General features: G+C 31.5%; 19 protein-coding genes and 1 riboswitch. Of the genes, 13 read left to right on the forward strand and 6 right to left on the reverse strand.

Going from position 1 to position 18,074, the window contains the following annotated elements:
• Positions 1-30 precede the first annotated feature (30 nt).
• The 4 genes from CLVI_RS04320 to CLVI_RS04335 are packed head-to-tail and all read left to right on the forward strand — an operon-like array spanning position 31 to position 4,853.
• Positions 31-504 (forward strand): MarR family winged helix-turn-helix transcriptional regulator, encoded by a 474-nt coding sequence (locus CLVI_RS04320; RefSeq protein WP_106058894.1) that lies wholly within the window; start codon positions 31-33, stop codon positions 502-504.
• Positions 504-2,735, forward strand: coding sequence for an ABC transporter ATP-binding protein (locus CLVI_RS04325; RefSeq protein ID WP_106058895.1), 2,232 nt, complete (start codon positions 504-506; stop codon positions 2,733-2,735). Before CLVI_RS04320 ends, CLVI_RS04325 begins: the two co-directional genes overlap by 1 nt.
• Positions 2,728-4,584, forward strand: a complete 1,857-nt coding sequence (locus CLVI_RS04330; protein WP_106058896.1) for an ABC transporter ATP-binding protein — start codon at positions 2,728-2,730, stop codon at positions 4,582-4,584. The genes CLVI_RS04325 and CLVI_RS04330 overlap by 8 nt, the downstream gene beginning before the upstream one ends.
• Positions 4,585-4,586: 2 nt before the next feature.
• Positions 4,587-4,853 (forward strand): GIY-YIG nuclease family protein, encoded by a 267-nt coding sequence (locus CLVI_RS04335; protein ID WP_106058897.1) that lies wholly within the window; start codon positions 4,587-4,589, stop codon positions 4,851-4,853.
• 91 nt (positions 4,854-4,944) lie between these two features.
• Here CLVI_RS04335 and CLVI_RS04340 read toward each other — a convergent pair whose 3' ends face one another.
• From CLVI_RS04340 to CLVI_RS04350, 3 genes are read right to left on the reverse strand one after another with little or no spacing between them, the layout of a single operon-like run.
• Positions 4,945-5,736, reverse strand: a complete 792-nt coding sequence (locus tag CLVI_RS04340) for an ABC transporter permease (RefSeq protein WP_106058898.1) — start codon at positions 5,734-5,736, stop codon at positions 4,945-4,947.
• 4 nt (positions 5,737-5,740) lie between these two features.
• Positions 5,741-6,559: an ABC transporter permease gene (locus CLVI_RS04345; protein WP_106058899.1), complete on the reverse strand. Its 819-nt coding sequence runs from the start codon at positions 6,557-6,559 to the stop codon at positions 5,741-5,743.
• Positions 6,560-6,562: 3 nt separating this feature from the next.
• Positions 6,563-7,564 (reverse strand): ABC transporter ATP-binding protein, encoded by a 1,002-nt coding sequence (locus tag CLVI_RS04350; RefSeq protein WP_106058900.1) that lies wholly within the window; start codon positions 7,562-7,564, stop codon positions 6,563-6,565.
• A 209-nt stretch (positions 7,565-7,773) separates the two neighbouring features.
• Positions 7,774-7,879: riboswitch (SAM riboswitch) on the forward strand.
• 97 nt (positions 7,880-7,976) lie between these two features.
• Between CLVI_RS04350 and CLVI_RS04355 the strand changes: the two genes are divergently transcribed.
• From CLVI_RS04355 to CLVI_RS04365, 5 genes are all read left to right on the forward strand, one after another.
• Complete coding sequence (locus tag CLVI_RS04355) at positions 7,977-9,125, forward strand: trans-sulfuration enzyme family protein (RefSeq protein WP_106058901.1); 1,149 nt, start codon at positions 7,977-7,979, stop codon at positions 9,123-9,125.
• A gap of 615 nt (positions 9,126-9,740) precedes the next feature.
• Entirely contained in the window at positions 9,741-11,567 is a 1,827-nt protein-coding gene (gene glmS, locus CLVI_RS04360) for a glutamine--fructose-6-phosphate transaminase (isomerizing) (RefSeq protein WP_106058902.1), read from the forward strand.
• A gap of 13 nt (positions 11,568-11,580) precedes the next feature.
• A complete protein-coding gene (locus CLVI_RS17960; RefSeq protein ID WP_278320498.1) occupies positions 11,581-11,715 on the forward strand; it encodes a hypothetical protein in 135 nt (44 codons plus the stop codon).
• A 764-nt stretch (positions 11,716-12,479) separates the two neighbouring features.
• The gene (locus CLVI_RS17365) at positions 12,480-12,623 is read left to right on the forward strand and encodes a hypothetical protein (RefSeq protein ID WP_170065586.1); all 144 of its coding nucleotides are present in this window, start codon (positions 12,480-12,482) and stop codon (positions 12,621-12,623) included.
• 245 nt (positions 12,624-12,868) lie between these two features.
• The gene (locus tag CLVI_RS04365) at positions 12,869-13,066 is read left to right on the forward strand and encodes an AlbA family DNA-binding domain-containing protein (RefSeq protein WP_106058903.1); all 198 of its coding nucleotides are present in this window, start codon (positions 12,869-12,871) and stop codon (positions 13,064-13,066) included.
• On the opposite strand, the gene CLVI_RS04370 is transcribed toward CLVI_RS04365, so the two are convergent.
• Positions 13,059-13,427, reverse strand: a complete 369-nt coding sequence (locus CLVI_RS04370) for a MerR family transcriptional regulator (RefSeq protein ID WP_106058904.1) — start codon at positions 13,425-13,427, stop codon at positions 13,059-13,061. The genes CLVI_RS04365 and CLVI_RS04370 overlap by 8 nt on opposite strands.
• Positions 13,428-13,513: 86 nt before the next feature.
• Between CLVI_RS04370 and CLVI_RS04375 the strand changes: the two genes are divergently transcribed.
• Both CLVI_RS04375 and CLVI_RS04380 read left to right on the forward strand, forming a co-directional pair.
• A complete protein-coding gene (locus tag CLVI_RS04375; protein WP_106058905.1) occupies positions 13,514-14,299 on the forward strand; it encodes an SDR family NAD(P)-dependent oxidoreductase in 786 nt (261 codons plus the stop codon).
• Positions 14,300-14,704: 405 nt separating this feature from the next.
• Complete coding sequence (locus CLVI_RS04380; protein WP_106058906.1) at positions 14,705-14,995, forward strand: YciI family protein; 291 nt, start codon at positions 14,705-14,707, stop codon at positions 14,993-14,995.
• Positions 14,996-15,141: 146 nt separating this feature from the next.
• Here the strand turns inward: CLVI_RS04380 and CLVI_RS04385 are convergent, their stop codons facing one another.
• Complete coding sequence (locus CLVI_RS04385; RefSeq protein WP_106058907.1) at positions 15,142-15,894, reverse strand: MBL fold metallo-hydrolase; 753 nt, start codon at positions 15,892-15,894, stop codon at positions 15,142-15,144.
• Between the two features lie 97 nt (positions 15,895-15,991).
• On the opposite strand from CLVI_RS04385, the gene CLVI_RS04390 reads away from it, so the two are divergent.
• Entirely contained in the window at positions 15,992-16,405 is a 414-nt protein-coding gene (locus CLVI_RS04390) for an Lrp/AsnC family transcriptional regulator (protein WP_106058908.1), read from the forward strand.
• Between the two features lie 97 nt (positions 16,406-16,502).
• Here CLVI_RS04390 and CLVI_RS04395 read toward each other — a convergent pair whose 3' ends face one another.
• Complete coding sequence (locus tag CLVI_RS04395; protein ID WP_106058909.1) at positions 16,503-17,303, reverse strand: hypothetical protein; 801 nt, start codon at positions 17,301-17,303, stop codon at positions 16,503-16,505.
• 269 nt (positions 17,304-17,572) lie between these two features.
• Between CLVI_RS04395 and CLVI_RS17790 the strand changes: the two genes are divergently transcribed.
• Positions 17,573-18,028, forward strand: a complete 456-nt coding sequence (locus CLVI_RS17790) for a PHP domain-containing protein (protein ID WP_242980552.1) — start codon at positions 17,573-17,575, stop codon at positions 18,026-18,028.
• The last annotated feature ends 46 nt before the right edge of the window (positions 18,029-18,074 follow it).

An 18,074-nucleotide genomic window follows, 5' to 3' on the forward strand; every position in this document is an offset into this window, starting at 1 on the left:
AGTTAGTCGACTAATTAAAGGAGGTTTGAAATGGAATGTTTCCCTAAAGATTCCGTATATGGTTTGTTTGCAGAAATAGGACGGTTACATTTTTTAAGGACACATAGTTTTTTGGAAAAAACAGGGGTATACCCAGGTCAACCTCCATTACTATTTGCACTTTATAAAAAAAATGGACAAAGTCAAAAGGATCTAGCAAAGAAAATGAGAATACAACCTGCCACTATGACGGTAATGATAAAAAGGATGGAGAAAACAAATTTTATTAAACGTGAGCAGGATGAAAAGGATCAAAGGATTTCTAGAATTTATATTACTGAAAAAGGTAATGATGTTTGTAAACAGTTAATAGAGATACACAAAGGAATGGAAGCGGAATGCTTTGAAAATTTTACTCAAGACGAGAAGATAGTGTTAAGAAGATTATTGATGCAGATAAGAGATAATTTAGTTGTAGGTTGTGATAAATCTAAGGAAAGCCAGGAAGTGGAGGATAATAGATAATGTTAAAAATATTAAAATACATGAAAAAATCAGCCTTGTCAGTTATGGTTATAGTAGCACTTTTAGTACTACAAGCAGCCTGTGATCTTGCCCTTCCAGACTATACATCTAAAATAGTTAATGTGGGGATACAACAGGGTGGTGTTCTAAATGCAGTACCTGATGTAATAAGTAAAAGTGAACTTGAAAAATTAACTTTGTTTATGAATGAAGAAGATAAAAATATAGTTTTAGATAATTATAAAAGCTTAGATAAGGCTTCAGACGCTACAAAGGAAGAACTTAGTGGTGATGGAGCCGTATATGAGTTAAATACTGAAGATAAAGAGAAACTTGATAATCTTAATGCTATATTTGGAAAGCCGATGCTAATAGTATCAGGTATTAATGAAGATAGCGACCAAACAAAGGTTATGAAGGAACAATTATTAGCTAATATGCCACCTCAAATGATAGAGGCAGCTGATGGGGACATTCTTAAAATATTAGCTATGTTACCTCAAGAACAATTAACGAATATTACAGATGAAATAAACAAAAGTTTTGAGGAAATGCCAGATACTATAATAACTCAAGGCGCAGTTTCCTATGTAAAGGCTGAATATACCAATCTAGGATTAGACACTGATAGTTTTCAGAAAAATTATATATTACTAGCAGGCGTTAAAATGCTTGGGCTAGCACTTATAAGTATGATTGCTACAGTTGCAGTAGGATTCTTAGGAGCTAAGGTAGCAGCAAAACTTGGACAAGATCTTAGAAGTAAGGTATTTAAGAAGGTTGTTTCATTTTCCAATACAGAAATGGATAAATTTTCAACAGCATCTTTAATTACCCGTAGCACTAATGATATTCAACAAATTCAGACCCTTATGGTTATGCTACTTAGGATATTATTCTATGCACCAATTCTTGCAATTGGTGGTGTTATTAAAGTATTAAATACTAATACTTCTATGGGATGGATAATAGGAGTGGCAGTTATGGCTATTTTATCCCTTGTAATATTATTATTTGCAGTAGTAATGCCTAAGTTTAAGATAGTACAAAAACTTGTAGATAAGCTTAACTTGGTAACTCGTGAAATTTTAACAGGAATACTTGTAATTCGTGCATTCAGTACTGAAAAGCATGAAGAAAAGAGATTTGATGTTGCTAATCAAGATTTAACAAGAACAAATCTTTTTGTAACTAGAACAATGTCTCTTATGATGCCACTTATGATGTTAATTATGAATGGTATTACAATATTAATTGTATGGAGTGGAGCCCATAGTATTAATGATGGTGTAATGCAGGTTGGAGATATGATGGCATTTATACAATATACAATGCAAATCATAATGGCATTCTTAATGATATCAATGGTATCTATAATGCTTCCTAGAGCAGCTGTATCAGCTGTTCGTGTAGAAGAAATATTATCAACGGGTCTTTCAATAGAAGATCCTAAGAATAAAAAGAATTTTGATGATAATAAAAAGGGAGTAATTGAATTTAAGGATGTTGCCTTTAAATATCCAGGGGCAGATGAAAATGTATTAAGTAATATAAGTTTCACAGCAAAACCAGGTGAAACAACAGCATTTATTGGTAGTACAGGTAGTGGTAAATCTACGTTAATTAATTTAATACCTAGATTTTACGATATAAGTAAGGGTGAAATTTTAGTTGATGGAGTTAATGTTAAAGATGTATCTCAACATGACTTAAGAGAACGAATTGGATATGTTCCACAAAAGGGCATATTATTCTCTGGAACAATTGAGTCTAATCTGAAATATGGTAGAGATAATGCTACAGAAGAAGAAATTACAAAGGCAGCAAGAATTTCTCAAGCTACAGAATTTATCTCCTCAATGTCAGAAGGGCTTCAAACTGAAATATCCCAAGGTGGAACAAATGTATCAGGTGGGCAAAAACAAAGACTATCTATTGCAAGAGCTATTGCTAAGAATCCAGAGATCTATATATTTGATGATAGTTTTTCAGCACTAGATTTTAAAACTGATACACTTTTAAGAAAAGCATTAAAGCATGAAACAGCAGAAAGCACAGTACTTATAGTTGCTCAAAGAATAAGTACAATTTTACAAGCTGACCAAATTATAGTGCTAGAAGAAGGTCAGGTAGTTGGGATAGGTACCCATAAAGAGCTTCTAAATAATTGTGAAGTATATAAGCAAATAGCTTTATCACAACTTTCAAAGGAGGAGCTAGACCATGAGTAAGGAAAACAAAAAACAAGATATGGGCGGAGGCCCTATGGGCGCAATGATGAAAGGCGGAGAAAAGGCTAAGAATTTTAAGGAAACTATGAAGACTCTTTTAAAATATTTAAAGCCTTATAGAACATCAATAATAATGGTTGTAATATTTGCCATTGGAAGTTCAGCCTTTAATATAGTTGGACCTAAAATACTAGGTGAACAAGTTACAAATATATTTGAAGGTTTATTAGCTAAAATATCTGGAACTGGAGATGGGATTGACTTTGAGTCCTTAGGAAAGACCTTATTAATGCTTTTAGGCTTATATGTTATTAGTGCACTACTTTCCTTTATTCAAGGCTATATAATGAGTGGTGTTACTCAGAAGGTTTCTTATAAATTAAGACGGGACCTTTCAGAGAAAATTAATAGAATGCCTTTAAAGTATTTTGATACAAGAACCCATGGAGAAGTATTATCAAGGGTTACAAATGATATAGATACAGTAAGCCAAAATTTAAATCAAAGTATGACGCAGGTAATATCATCTATTGCTACTATGATTGGTGTACTTATAATGATGTTATCAATAAGTGCTACTATGACTATTGCAACATTACTAATGATACCTGTTTCAGGAGTGTTAATTGCTCTTGTAGTTAAGAAATCACAAAAGTTTTTTAAAGCTCAGCAAGAATTTTTAGGTCATGTAAATGGGCAAGTGGAAGAAATTTATAGTGGACATAATATAGTTAAGGCATTTAATGGTGAAGAAGATGCTGTAAAAGAATTTGATAAGCTAAATGATAACTTATATGATTCAGGTTGGAAGTCACAATTCTTATCAGGTATGATGATGCCAATAATGATATTTATTGGTAATTTAGGATATGTTATGGTATCAATACTTGGTGGATGGCTTGCAATTAAAAAGACTATTGCAGTTGGAGACATTTTAGCCTTTGTTCAATATATAAGATCCTTTACTCAACCTATGGCACAAGTTGCTCAAATTGCGAACTTAATGCAATCTACAGCAGCAGCAGCAGAAAGAGTATTTGAATTTGTTGATGAAGATGAGGAAGAACAAATATCTGAAAAAGCTGTTTCTATTGAAGGTCTTGAAGGTCAAGTTACTTTCCAAGATGTTAATTTTGGATATAATGCTGATAAGACTATAATTAATGATTTTACAGCTAAGATTAAGCCGGGACAGAAGGTGGCGATTGTTGGACCTACAGGAGCTGGTAAAACTACTATAGTTAAGCTTCTTATGAGATTCTACGATCTAAATAGCGGTGATATTTTAATTGATGGAAATAGTATTACAGATTTTAATCGTAGTGAATTAAGAGAATTATTTGGAATGGTTCTTCAAGATACTTGGTTATTTAATGGTAGTATAAGAGAAAATATCAGATATGGTAATCTTAATGCAACTGATGAAGAAGTTATTCAAGCTGCTAAAGCAGCTCATGTTCATCATTTTGTTAAAACACTGCCTGCTGGATATGATATGGAGTTAAATGAAGAAGCGAGTAATGTATCTCAAGGACAAAAGCAACTTTTAACAATTGCTCGTGCTATTTTAGCAGATCCAAAGATATTAATACTTGATGAAGCAACAAGCTCTGTTGATACAAGAACAGAAGTTTTAATTCAAAAAGCTATGGATAATTTAATGCATGGCAGAACAAGCTTTATAATAGCTCATAGATTATCTACTATTCGCAATGCAGATTTAATTTTAGTGATGAAGGATGGAGATATAGTAGAACAGGGAAGCCATGAAGAATTATTAAAGGCTGATGGATTCTATTGCAATTTATATAATTCACAATTTGATAAGATTAGTGATGAAGCTGTTTAAAAATGAATTATGTTTATATTTTAAAATGTGGAGATAATACCTTATACACAGGATGGACAAATAACTTAGAAAAAAGATTTGAAGATCATAAACAGGGAAAAGGAGCTAAGTATACTAAGGGGCGAGGGCCCCTAGAAATTGTATATCATGAAGTCTTTGAAAATAAGGTGGATGCTATGAAAAGAGAATATGCTATAAAAAAACTAACCAGAAAAGAAAAGGACGTTTTAGTAGAAAGCTTCAAGAGTAGGGTTACAACGATAAAATAATATCCGAATTATAACTATAAATTTAGACTGATAAAAGTCGCTTCTTATAAAAAGAAGCGACTTTTTTATGTCTAAAGCTAAAAAATACTAATCAACTTCCAGTGCTTTCATATTTACTAATACCTATAACCCATATTCTATAAGCAATTATAAATGCTACTACTGCAATTAAACAGGTTAATAATATTCCCTGTACAAAGTTTTCTCTTCCTAAAAAATATGCTCCTGGATAGTATCCAGTAAAAGCAAAAGGAATTAAGAAAGTTACTATAAATCTGATACCAAAAGGATATATAGAAATAGGATATTTAACAAAACTACTTAATTGATAAGCCATAAACATATAGCTTTGTGCAAATTTAACCCAAAAAGCTAAGGAAGTAACTGCGAGTTTTATAGATGTATATATTAATGTTGCAAATAAAATTACAACTATTAGTGTTAGCAATTTAATTATAGTTACTTCAATTTCAAGGTTAATCCAAGATGTTATAAGAAGGATTGAACCTATAATTATTTCACCAAAGCCATCTGGTTGGAATTTTTCTGAAATAACTTGAAAAAGTGGATTAAGAGGCCTAACTAAATATTTATCGAATTCTCCTTGAACTATTGTTTTCCAGCTAAATATCCACAAATAGTCTGTAAAAACATGATCAATTCCTCGAGGGATTTGTGCGAATCCATAGATGAATAATATTTCGTAGAAATTCCATCCTTGAAGAGTTGGAATAGAATTAAATATTAATTGAATAAAAATTACACCAACAAATTGTACTAACACAAAACCTATTAATCCTAAGATAAAATCTGCTCTATATTCAATTAAGGTTTTAATATATTGCTGTAGAAATTTTAAATATAATTTCATATATCTCTTCATATACTCAACCTCCTAAAATAGTTAAAGTTTTAATTAATTTTTTCCACATTATTTTTGCTATTAGTATTAATATTATTATCCATATACCTTGGACTGTTAATGCTTTTAAAATTTCAAAATCATTTAATTTTCCCAGGTATATCATAGTAGGGGTATAAATCATAGAACTAAAAGGCAAAAATTTAAATAAAGGCTGTGCCCATACTGGAAAAAACACAATTGGTATCATAATTCCAGATAAAAGTTGGACTATAGCTTGTGTTATTTGAGATAAGCCCCACATATTAGTTATTTTAAATGATAATAACCCAAAGATATAATTAAAATAAAAATTAAGCAGTATTCCAAGTATCATACTGATGAAATAAAATAAAATATTTACTATACTTATATACCCAAAGAATCTATAAAACATAGTTGTTGTGATCAAGAAGGTACCTATAAATATAAATATAAAATTATAAAATATAGTTCCAAGGCCCTGAAATAACATTCTCTTCTCATAGCTAATTGGTCTAATTAAATTAATGGCAATAGATCCATCTTTCACTTCTCTAGAGATATCAGAGCCAATATCAACAGATATCATTAAGTTTGTCAAAAATGAAATAAATAGATATATTATCATTTCATTAAAGCTAAATCCATGTATAGAAGCACCTGTAGAACTTCCATAGATTGCTTTCCATAAATAATAGGTTACTGCGAGCATTAATGATTCACCAAATATAAATATAAGTACATTTGCTTTATAAGATATAAGCCGTTGAAATGTATTAGTAGCAAAGGGTAAGTAGGTTTTTAAATTTTTTACGTAGTTCATAACCTACACCCCTCTTCTATACATCTTTTTAATAATATCCTCAATACTTGTATCTTTAATTGAAAAATCTAAAACAGTAAATTGTTTCATGATTTTTGACATGATAGCAGATGTAGTTATTTTATTTTTATTAAATGTTATCATAAATTTATTTTCTATGACTTCTATTTTAAACTCATCATCCTGCAGGTCCAATTCATTCTTAAGATCTAGTTCCTCTAATTTTATGTCTTCCTTAAATTGAATTTCTATAGTTGTTAAATATCCATAAAGCGCTTTTATATCATCGATTTTACCATCATATATTTTTTGACCATTATCAATAATAATAATCCTGCTACATAGTTCCTCTATATCAATTAAATCATGAGTTGTTAATATAATTGTTGTATCAAACTCATCATTAATAAGCTTAATAGCTTTTCTAACCTTTTCTTTTACTACAACATCTAACCCAATTGTTGGTTCGTCAAGATATAAAACCTTTGGATTATGAATTAATGCAGCAGCTAAATCAGCTCTCATTCTTTGACCTAAAGATAAAGTTCTAACAGGGCTTAAGTAAAAAGGCTGCAAGTCTAAAACCTCATTTAGAAAAGACATCCTTTCTTTGAAAGCATCATCAGGTACATTGTAAATATCCTTAAGCAATGTGAATGTTTCTGAAATAGGCAAGTCCCACCATAACTGAGTCTTTTGGCCAAAGACTACACCTATATTTTTAGCATTAGCTTCCCTATTTTCATACGGGATAAGCCCATTAACGTAAACGGTTCCGGAGTTGGGTGTAAGAATGCCTGTCATCATTTTTATTGTCGTAGATTTACCGGCTCCATTAGCACCTATATATCCAACTATCTCTCCTTTTTTTATCTCAAAACTTATGTTGTTAACAGCAACTTTATTAGTATAGTCAGTAGAAAAAAAGGATTTAATAGCTCCTTTAAATCCAGGATATTTTTTATTAATTCTAAATTTCTTAGTTAAATTATCAACCCTAATCATAAATTCACCCCTTTAATAATTAACTTAATTACTTAATTTTAACATTAAATTTTTGAATTGAAAAGTTTAATGGTTAAGTATTAAAAATGAATTATATAAGAAGATAAATCAGAGAAAATAAGTAATCTTAGTGGAAAACTTTAAGTCGCGTTGACAATCCCAAAATAAAATGTATAATAGAGTCTAACGACAATTAAATAAATAAGTATACCTTATTAAGAGTGGTGGAGGGACCGGCCCTTTGAAGCCCAGCAACCTGTAATGTTTTATTACGTGGTGCTAAATCCTGCAGGAATATCTCCTGGCAGATAAGAAAAATAATAGTCTCATTAGACTATAAATTTAGACTGATAACAGTCGCTTCTTATAAAAGAAGCGACTTTTTTGTACAAAAAAATGGAGGCTAAAGAATATGAGTGATAAATGTAATTTTGAAACTAGAGCAGTAAGAGGAGCATCAGGGGGAGATCGTATAACTGGTGCCATAAGTTTTCCAATATACCAAAGTGCAACATTTAAGCACGCTGGATTAAATGAAAGTACAGGATATGATTATTCAAGACTTCAAAATCCAACTGTGGAAGAACTTGAGAAGACAGTAGCTTTATTAGAAAAGGGTGAAGAGGCCTTAGCTTTTGCCACAGGTCTAGCAGCGATTACCTGTTGTATTCATTTATTTAAGGGCGGAGACCATGTTATTATTTCAGAAGATTTATATGGAGGAACTTTTAGATTATTTCATGATATATATAATGACCTTGGAATAGAGGCAACCTTTGTAGACACTAGAAATTTAGAGGAAGTAGAAAAAGCGGTAAAGAAAAATACTAAGGGAATACTAATTGAGACTCCTTCCAATCCGTCTTTAAGAATTACAGATATAAGAGCCATTGGGAAAATAGCAAAAACGAATAATCTTATATTTATAGTGGATAATACATTCTTAACTCCTTACTATCAAAGACCCTTAGAGCTTGGAGCAGATGTAGTAGTACATAGTGGAACAAAGTATCTAGGAGGGCATAATGATGTTTTAGCAGGACTTATTGTAGTTAAGGATAAGACCCATGTTGAAAGATTAAAATATATTCAAATGTCTACGGGGGCAACACTAGGAGCTTTTGAGGCTTGGCTAGTTTTAAGAGGAATTAAGACTCTTCATATAAGACTAGATAGATCACAGGATAATGCCATTGCAGTTGCGAACTGGTTAGATAAGCAAGAAGAAATTACAGAGGTTCATTATGTAGGGATTGTGGGAAGTGAAGGTTATGAAATAAACAAATCTCAAAGTTCTGGTTTTGGAACTACATTATCCTTTAGGGTTAAAGATATAGGGTTAGTAGCTAAAATCTTAAAAAGTGTAAAAGTAGTGTCCTTTGCAGAAAGTTTAGGAGGAGTAGATTTATTAATAACCTATCCATTCACTCAGACTCATGCTGAAATGCCAGATGATCTTAGAAAGAAATTAGGTGTAGATGAGTATTTATTAAGACTTTCAGTAGGAATAGAAAACATCGATGATATATTAGGTGATTTAAAGCAAGCTATTAAGGGATAATAAAAAATCGACTTATCTATTTACGATAAGTCGATTTTTTATGGCATTATTGCACAGAATAATCTTAAAGGGAGACGAGGTATATTTCACATGATTTTATTGGAATAATATTAATTGTAACTCAATTGTAAGATTTCAAATAGTATATTATATAGACAATCCTAGTAATTATGATAAAATGTTTATAGGGTATAAAGTACAAAAAAAAGGAAGTGTATTATTATAGAGAGAAATATAGATTAAATTAGTTAAAGCGCCAGAACTTAAGTGAGATTCCAAATCTTTGATTTGGTTGATCGAACTTACTCAGCGAAAGTAGAGAGTCGAGTTTCCTTTTTGGAAATGGTATAACGTATCTATGATTTTGCAAGGTTCACTTAAGTTGACGAGGATGGGGAGTATCGAATCCTTCGGCGGATGCCCCACGGTATTGCACTACCGTAAACGGCTGACAAAACTATAAAGTGATTTATAGTACAAACTCAGCTTGGTGTTAAAACCTTCATTTAAGTCCTTTTATTCCTAGGAGCATTATACCTATAAGATTTTTGCTAGGACGGAGATTTAAAGAGGATAAAAATAAATAAATATTTAAAGAAGGAAGGAAGAAAAAATATGTGCGGAATAGTTGGTTATATAGGAAATAAGAGGGCAACATCTTTTTTAGTAGATGGATTATCAAAGCTTGAATACAGAGGTTATGATTCAGCGGGGATAGCTGTTGAAAAGGACGGAAAAATTGAAGTAGTAAAGCATAAGGGACGTCTTTTAAATCTAAGTAATGATTTAGAAAAGAACCCTGTGGAAGGAACTATCGGTATAGGACATACTAGATGGGCAACTCATGGAGAGCCTTCAGATGCTAACTCTCATCCACATAGAAGTTCAAAGGGAGATATAACTGTAGTTCATAATGGAATTATAGAAAATTATCTTGGACTTAGGAAATGGCTTAAGGAAGAAGGTTATGAATTCTTATCTCAAACAGATACAGAGGTAATACCAAACCTTATTGACTTTTATTATGAAGGAGATCTTTTAAAAGCTGTAGTAAAAGCTACTGAAAAATTAGAAGGAAGTTATGCTTTAGGTGTAATTTGTGGAGATGATCCAGATAAGATAGTTGCAGTTAGAAAGGATAGCCCGTTAATAATAGGACTTGGAAAAGATGAAACTTTCATTGCTTCAGATATTCCAGCTGTAATAAGTTATACAAGAGATATATATCTTTTAGAAGATAATGAATTTGTTCTTATCACTAGAGAAGGAGCAAAGGTTCTAAATAGTGATGGGGAAAATATAGATAAAGAAATATATAAAGTTACATGGACTGCAGAGGCTGCTGAAAAGGGTGGTTTTGATTCCTTTATGATGAAGGAGATCCATGAACAACCAAAGGCAATACGAGATACTCTAACTGGTAAGATATCAGCAGATAAAAAGGTTGTATTTGAAGACTTTAAGTTAACAAAAGAACAACTTGAAGGAATTGATAAAGTCTATATAGTAGCTTGTGGTACTGCATACCATGCAGGACTTATAGGAAAAGTAGCTATAGAAAAGTTTGCAAAGATTCCAGTAGACGTTGATATAGCTTCAGAGTTTAGATATAGAGAACCATTAGTTACAAATAAGACATTAGTAATTACAGTAAGTCAATCAGGAGAGACTGCTGATACTTTAGCAGTTCTTAGAGATAGTAAAAAAGCAGGGGCTAAAACTTTAGCAATAACTAATGTTGTTGGAAGTACTATTTCAAGAGAAGCTGAACATGTTATATACACAATGGCTGGACCTGAAATAGCTGTTGCATCTACTAAGGCATATACAACTCAAGTTGTTGTTATGAATTTAATAGGAATGTACTTTGGACAATTAAAGGGAACTCTAACTAAGGAAGCTGAAAAGGAATTAGAAGATGCTTTATTATTAATTCCAGAAAAGATAGAAGAACTTCTAGCTAATAAGGAACAAATTGAAGAAGTGGCTAAGATTTTAGCTAAGGAAAAGGATGTATTCTTCTTAGGAAGAGGAGTTGATTTTGCTTTAGCATTAGAAGGTTCATTAAAGCTTAAGGAAATAACTTATATTCACTCAGAAGCTTATGCTGGTGGAGAATTAAAGCATGGACCAATAGCTTTAATTGAAAAAGGTACAAAAGTTATAGCTTTATTAACTCAAACAAGATTAAAGGAAAAGATGATAAGTAATATTGTAGAGGTTAAGGCTAGAGGAGCAGAGACTATAGGTTTAGCTTACGAAGGTGATGAAATAGATGAATCAGTATTCAATAATATTATAAGAATACCAAGGATTCTAAATATGGTAGCTCCAGTAGTTGCTGCAGTTGCACTACAATTATTAGCATACTATACAGCAAAGGAAAAGAATTTTGATATAGATAAGCCAAGAAATCTTGCAAAATCTGTTACTGTTGAATAAAGAGGTGTAGTTAATGAATGAAAACATTAATAATCTACTAAGTGAATATAGAGAAACAGAAAAATGCTTAAATCAAGGATTAGAGTGGCAGCTGTACACAAACAATAAACCTTGTCCCCGAATATTAAAGTCTGTCCACAAACAATAAAGTCTGTCTCAATATATGAAGGAAACGCAGGAACACCAACCTGCCTTCCTTCATTTTTTTATTTCCCCCGCCCCCTAATCGCAGATTCCTACCCGACCAACCCTCCCGATAATTTACCCGAATAAATTCAAGAAAAAAGCGTGAGAGAATGGGCCTAAGGCTACGCCATGGTGGATTGATAGGTTAAAATACCAGGTATATTTAAATAGAGTTATCAACAGAACTGTCCACATCAGACTCATAAAATTGAGTGCTACTGTGGACAATTTTTCTTTTATTTTGTTCAAATATAAATCTCTCCATATCCCATAACATAGGGTATTGGGCGGTTTACCGCCCCTTCTCTTATCATTGTGCCTCCTTTGCCTAAGCCACTGAATACAGATAAAAAGATTGACCAAATGATTGAAGAACTAACAGAAAAGATTGAATAAGGATTGATAAAATGATTGATTAAAATAGAAACAAAGCTGATGAAAGGCTTGATATGAGAGGGATTAATAGAATGGTCGTCAGACCTTTTGAGGGAGCTAAGGGCGGATAGGATGATAGATTTAAGTAGGGAAAAGGGTATGAAAATATGATGGAAGGGTAGATTAAATTAATGAAAAAAGACAGACTTTAATATTCGTATTTGTGTGTGATTTAGGAGTATTTTAGGAGAATGGAGGAGAGAAAAGGAGTGATTTTGGGACAGACTTTAATGTTTGTGGGAGAAATTGGGTTGAGGGTTGGAATGGGTGGAATGGGTTGGGGGTGAAGGGATGAGAGGGTGTTGGAGTGATGGGGGATTTGGGACAGACTCTGATGTTTGTTTACAGCAGCCGGAAAATGATTTTGCTAAGGCAAAGTTGGAGATGGTTCAGACTATAATTAAAGATTTGGAAGGGTTGGTTAGTAGAGTTTAAGGGGAAGGGCAGATGTCATGATGACATCTGCCCTTTTAATATTGTAATAAACTTTGGAGATTTTTAAATTGTGCATACACTGTCTGCACAATTTAAAATTTTTAGAAGGTGAAAATAAAAGAGTAAAAGAACCTTAGAGTAAAAAAGCATAATAGGGGTGCAAGGCTCTCTTATACTTTTGTAATTAATAGGGATATAATATATCTACTAAGATTGCAAGAATTCTGGAAAGAAGGAGACAATAAATGATATTAGAAGAAAGTCTACAAGGTGAATCTAAGAAACTAGAATTAAAAGAAAAACTTCCAGAAAGTAAAAAATACATCAAGATCATTATTGCATTTACAAATACAGCTGGAGGCAAGTTAATTGTTGGTTTATCAGACGAATCTAAAGAATGTGAAGACCTGGATAAACAAGTGGTCTTCACATTCTTTATATAGGTTGTTTATCTATTGCCATTTTATAAAAATTAATTTTATCATTTAATTTTTCAAGATGTTCAGTGGATTTGGCAATTTCTTCTTTAAGAGCAGTTCTATGTTTTATCAGCATTGCCATCCTTGCATTCATACTACAATCACCAGCAGCACGAAGGTTGGCATATTTCTGAATTTCCTTGATAGGCATTTCAGTATCCTTTAATCGTTTTATAAATTGCATCCAAGTCACGTCCTGTTCACTATAACAACGTCTACCGTTTTCTTTGCGATTTGGAATAATTAAATGTTCTTTTTCGTAGTATCGTAATGTGTATATGCTCGTATTAGTAAGAATTGAAAATTCTCCGATTGAATAATTCATTTTATAAATCTCCTTTTAATACTTGACCTAGAGTTAACTCTACATTATATAATGTGAATAATAACATATTAAAGGGGGTTTTTCAAATGAAACAAGATAATAAATATACAGTTATTACAGGTGCAAGTTCAGGCATTGGATATGAAACTGCAAAGGCATTTGCAAAAAGGGGTAAGAATTTAGTTATTGTTGCCTGTAACAAAGAGAATTTGGAAAAATTAAGAATGGAGATTTTACATGATAATCCATCATTAAATGTCATAGTTAAAAATGTTGATTTATCTATTACCCCCAATGTTTATCAGTTGTATCAAGAACTAAAGCCATATCATATTGAAACATTGATAAACAATGCTGGTTTTGGTAATTATGACAGCGTAGCTAATCAAAGTTTAGAAAAGGTAGAAACTATGCTACGATTGAATGTAGAAACATTGGTCATTCTATCTTCCTTGTTTGTACATGATTATCAAAATATTGAGGGTTCTCAACTTATAAATATTTCATCTGCTGGTGGCTATACTATTGTTCCAAATGCTGTTACTTATTGTGCAAGCAAATTTTTTGTAAGCACATTCACTGAGGGATTGGCAAGAGAATTGCAAGAATCTCATGCCAAATTACAAGCAAAAGTATTAGCGCCGGCTGCTACAAAAACAAACTTTGGAAACGTAGCTAATAATATAGAAGGCTACGATTATGATAAGTCTTTTGGTACTTATCATACTAGCAAAGAAATGGCTGATTTTTTACTTCAATTGTATGATAGTCGTGAGGTTGTTGGAACAGTCAATCGAGAGGCTTTTGAATTTAATTTGGGCTCTCCACTATTTGCTTATGCAGGAAATTCAAAACACAATCAAACGACTTAAAGTATTAATTAAAATTCAGCCTAACGGGATCCATTTGGTGTAGACCCATATGTTATAAACAAAGTTGTCCACAGTAGAACTATAAAATTCAGTTTTAGTGTGGACAATTTTTATTTTAGGAATACCCATCAAACTCTGATGTTTGTTCACAGATAGTACTAAACGTACTAAATAAGGTAGTTGAAAAAACATGCCGCGTATTGATTATAAAAATTTTATGTATTATGATTTAAATATAGCATTATTTGGGTGAACAAATTTAATGGGGGAAATATAAGTTGTAGATTATGTTGATATCGTAGTAATCGCTACAATTATATAGATCTATTTATCTTATGTAGCATATAAAAAATCACTGAATTATATAAGAGAATTGAAGAAATAATTTTTAGGAGGAGAACATTAATGTTTATTTTAGTATTAAAGTACATAAAGTCACTAGACGAAGTTGAAAAAGAATTAAAGTCACATATAAAACATCTAGAGAAATATTATTCGTTACAAAAATTTATTTGTTCAGGCAGAAGAAATCCCAGAGTAGGTGGAGTAATTATTTGTAATGCAAAGAATATGGAGGAAGTTAAAACAATAATTAAAGAAGATCCATTCTATATTAATGAAATTGCAGAATACGAAATAACTGAATTTTCACCTACAAAATATGCTGATGGTTTTGAACGTTTCATTGGAGAGTAAATATTCTGTAGAATAAATACGCTGCAGAATATAATGAGATATGGAGAAAAGAAGAAAAGAAGTTATAGGAAACATGAGGGGTCTAGGCTATTTGTATGATTAAAAAAGAATTATTTTAAGTTTTAACAAAAATGAGGATTTAAATTTTAGAAAATTAATAATTCTCCATCCTCGGGGATAAATACATTTGAGGTGATTTTATTGGCGTTAATATAATTTCTCAAATATCTTCTTGATAATCTGCAATGATTCCATGCGTCCATGTGTACAGCAACAACCTTTATATTTGCATATCTACAGCATATTTCATCTATATCTTTAGTTGCCATAGTAATTGGTTTTCCAAAGGAAAATTGTGCTCCACCACAATTACAGACAACTACTTCAGGTTTAAACTTTTCTATAGATTTTTCAACTTCTTTGCACCATATTGTATCCCCGGCAATATAGACAGAAGGTTCTCCCTGGGAGGAAACAACAAAGCCAGATACGGGCGCCATTTTCATAGCAAGTACGCCGTGACCATGTTTTCCTTTAGTGCGGTTAAAGAGGATATTATTCCAAATGTAAGTATACTTAATAGGGTGCACATCAGAAAATCCATAGGAATGCAATTTTAGTTCATCTTTGGGCTGACAGAAGATAGGAATACTTTTAGGAAGTAGTTTTGCTGCAGCCTCATCAAAGTGGTCGCGGTGCGTATGGGTAACAAGTACAGCGTCACAATTAGTAATATTATCAATGCTTGTAGGCAATTCTACTAATGGATTGTAGTTCTGGTTGGGTATTTTCTTAATAGGTTCCATAGAGCCAGATTCGCTTAAAACAGGATCTACAAGGATTCTTTTATTATTTACGGATATTATTAAGGTAGCATGACGAATCAATTGAATCTTCAATGTTTATCCCTCCAGTTCTTTATTATATAATTAATATTACTTGCTTAGAGTAAGTGTAGGGGGAAAATGATTTCATCATGAAAGGATTTGAGTAATTATGCTTGATCAAACAGATATACAAATTTTAAATTTGCTTACAAAAAATTCACGGATGCAGTGGCAGGAAATTGGTGAAGAAGTTCACTTAACTGGACAGGCAGTTAGAAATAGAATAAAGAAAATGGAAAAACTAGGAGTTATTCAGGGATATACTATAAAAATAAATTCTAAGATGATTGGTAAAGAATTAACTGCTTTTGTAACTATTTTCATGAAAACAACTAACCATGGATCATTTCAAAAATATATTCAAAATAACCTGCTGATAGCTGAAGCTAATAGAATAAGTGGGGAAGGTTGCTATTTGATAAAAGTAATAGCATCTACTCAAGAAGAACTTGTAGGTATATTAGATGAAATTTTAAAATATGGGAATTATAAAGTAAATCTATCAATAGAAAATATAAAGTAAATCAGGGAACTGCTCTGAAAATTGATATAAAGAGATAAAAAATAGTGAAGGAAATATAGGGGTAATCCCCAAAATCTCCTTCACTTTTTTATTCAGTCTATTTCTTTATAAGTGATAGTATTAAACTTATTAAATAAGTTATACTTGAAAAAATCAGTGCTACTATCAAAAATCCTATTAGTATAAGGTTATATTTTAATATGCTTTCAGCTATATTGAATTTTGAAAAGCCAAGGATATTAAGACCTAATATTATAAGTACGATTATAAAGAATCCAGAAGAAGCTCCTTTAATATCCGCAGAGCTCAATGATATGTGAGCTGAAATACATATTGCTAAAAATAGAAACAATATGAAATATGGATTACTTAGATTATTAATTGAAAAAATTATTTTTATTAAATCAAGATAAGAGGTAAATATTCCATTCAAATTTATGCCGCTTATATCAGTTATGCTTAAATTATTCATAGATATAGTTATGAATTCATCATATGTCCCAGGGATTATGAAGTGCATTAAAGCAATTATAGTTGCAATCCCTCCGAAGATAGGAGCTATCCCTATGAAAAAGTTTCCTATTTGTTGATAGATACTATTTGGATTATAAGAATGTGTTACATATCCAAGTACTCCATTTTCATCCCTCTTTTGTAGCAGTACCACCTTTGTAACTTTGTGTCTAAAGATAAAACAAAATATAGCGTGAGATATTTCATGTATTGGAACGCCTATAACTGCAGTAATAGCAACAGCCTTCCAGCCAAAACTCCTTTGAAAATTTGCAATTGAATGGTTCCTTAAAAATCCAAGAATAAAACCTACAAGAATTATCATTCCTGTCATATACAATGTGCCTAACGATGTTCTTATTAATAATGTTAGTAAATAATCCATCCAATCAACTCCCTTAGATTTAGTTTTAATCAGTAATCCCAGTATACCTTTATTAGTATAGTAAATCTAACCCAAATTAATTAAAGATTTATTACAGTAATAAAAGATAGGAAACAATATTACTTTACTACATTTAACACATTGTTGCTGCAAGGTTTATTCCTCCAGTTCTTTATGATATATTGAAGATAAACGTAATCAGATAAGGGACATTGTTTATCAAATTGGAACACAGTGAATTATAAATAATATTATTTAGGAGTGGAATTATGAATTATAAAATAGATTTACACACACATACGAATATTTCAGATGGAGCATGTACTCCTAAGGAATTAATAGAAGTTGCTGTCAAAGAAAATATTAAAGCAATAGCACTTACAGATCATGATAATATTGCTGGAGTAGAAGAAGCAGCTATGTTTGCAAAAAATAATAACATAGATTTTCTAAAAGGGATTGAAATAAGCACTTTATATAAAGATGGAAGAATACTTCATATTTTAGGGATTGGAATTGATTTATATAATGAAGAGTTTCTATGTGCTTACAATGAAATGAGAGAAGCTAGAGACCAAGGGATAAAACCTATATTAGTAGAGATAAAAAAACAAGGGATAATTATAGAAATAGAAGAGTTAAGAAAAAAAGCTGTAGGGAAATATTTAGATAGATATGATGTTTATAGATACTTTATTGAGAATAAAATATGCAACACTGCTTAAGAAGTCTGGGATAAGTATTTAAATCCAATTCCTTTTAGGGATAAAG

Source organism: Clostridium vincentii, from assembly GCF_002995745.1.
Taxonomy (GTDB): domain Bacteria; phylum Bacillota; class Clostridia; order Clostridiales; family Clostridiaceae; genus Clostridium; species Clostridium vincentii.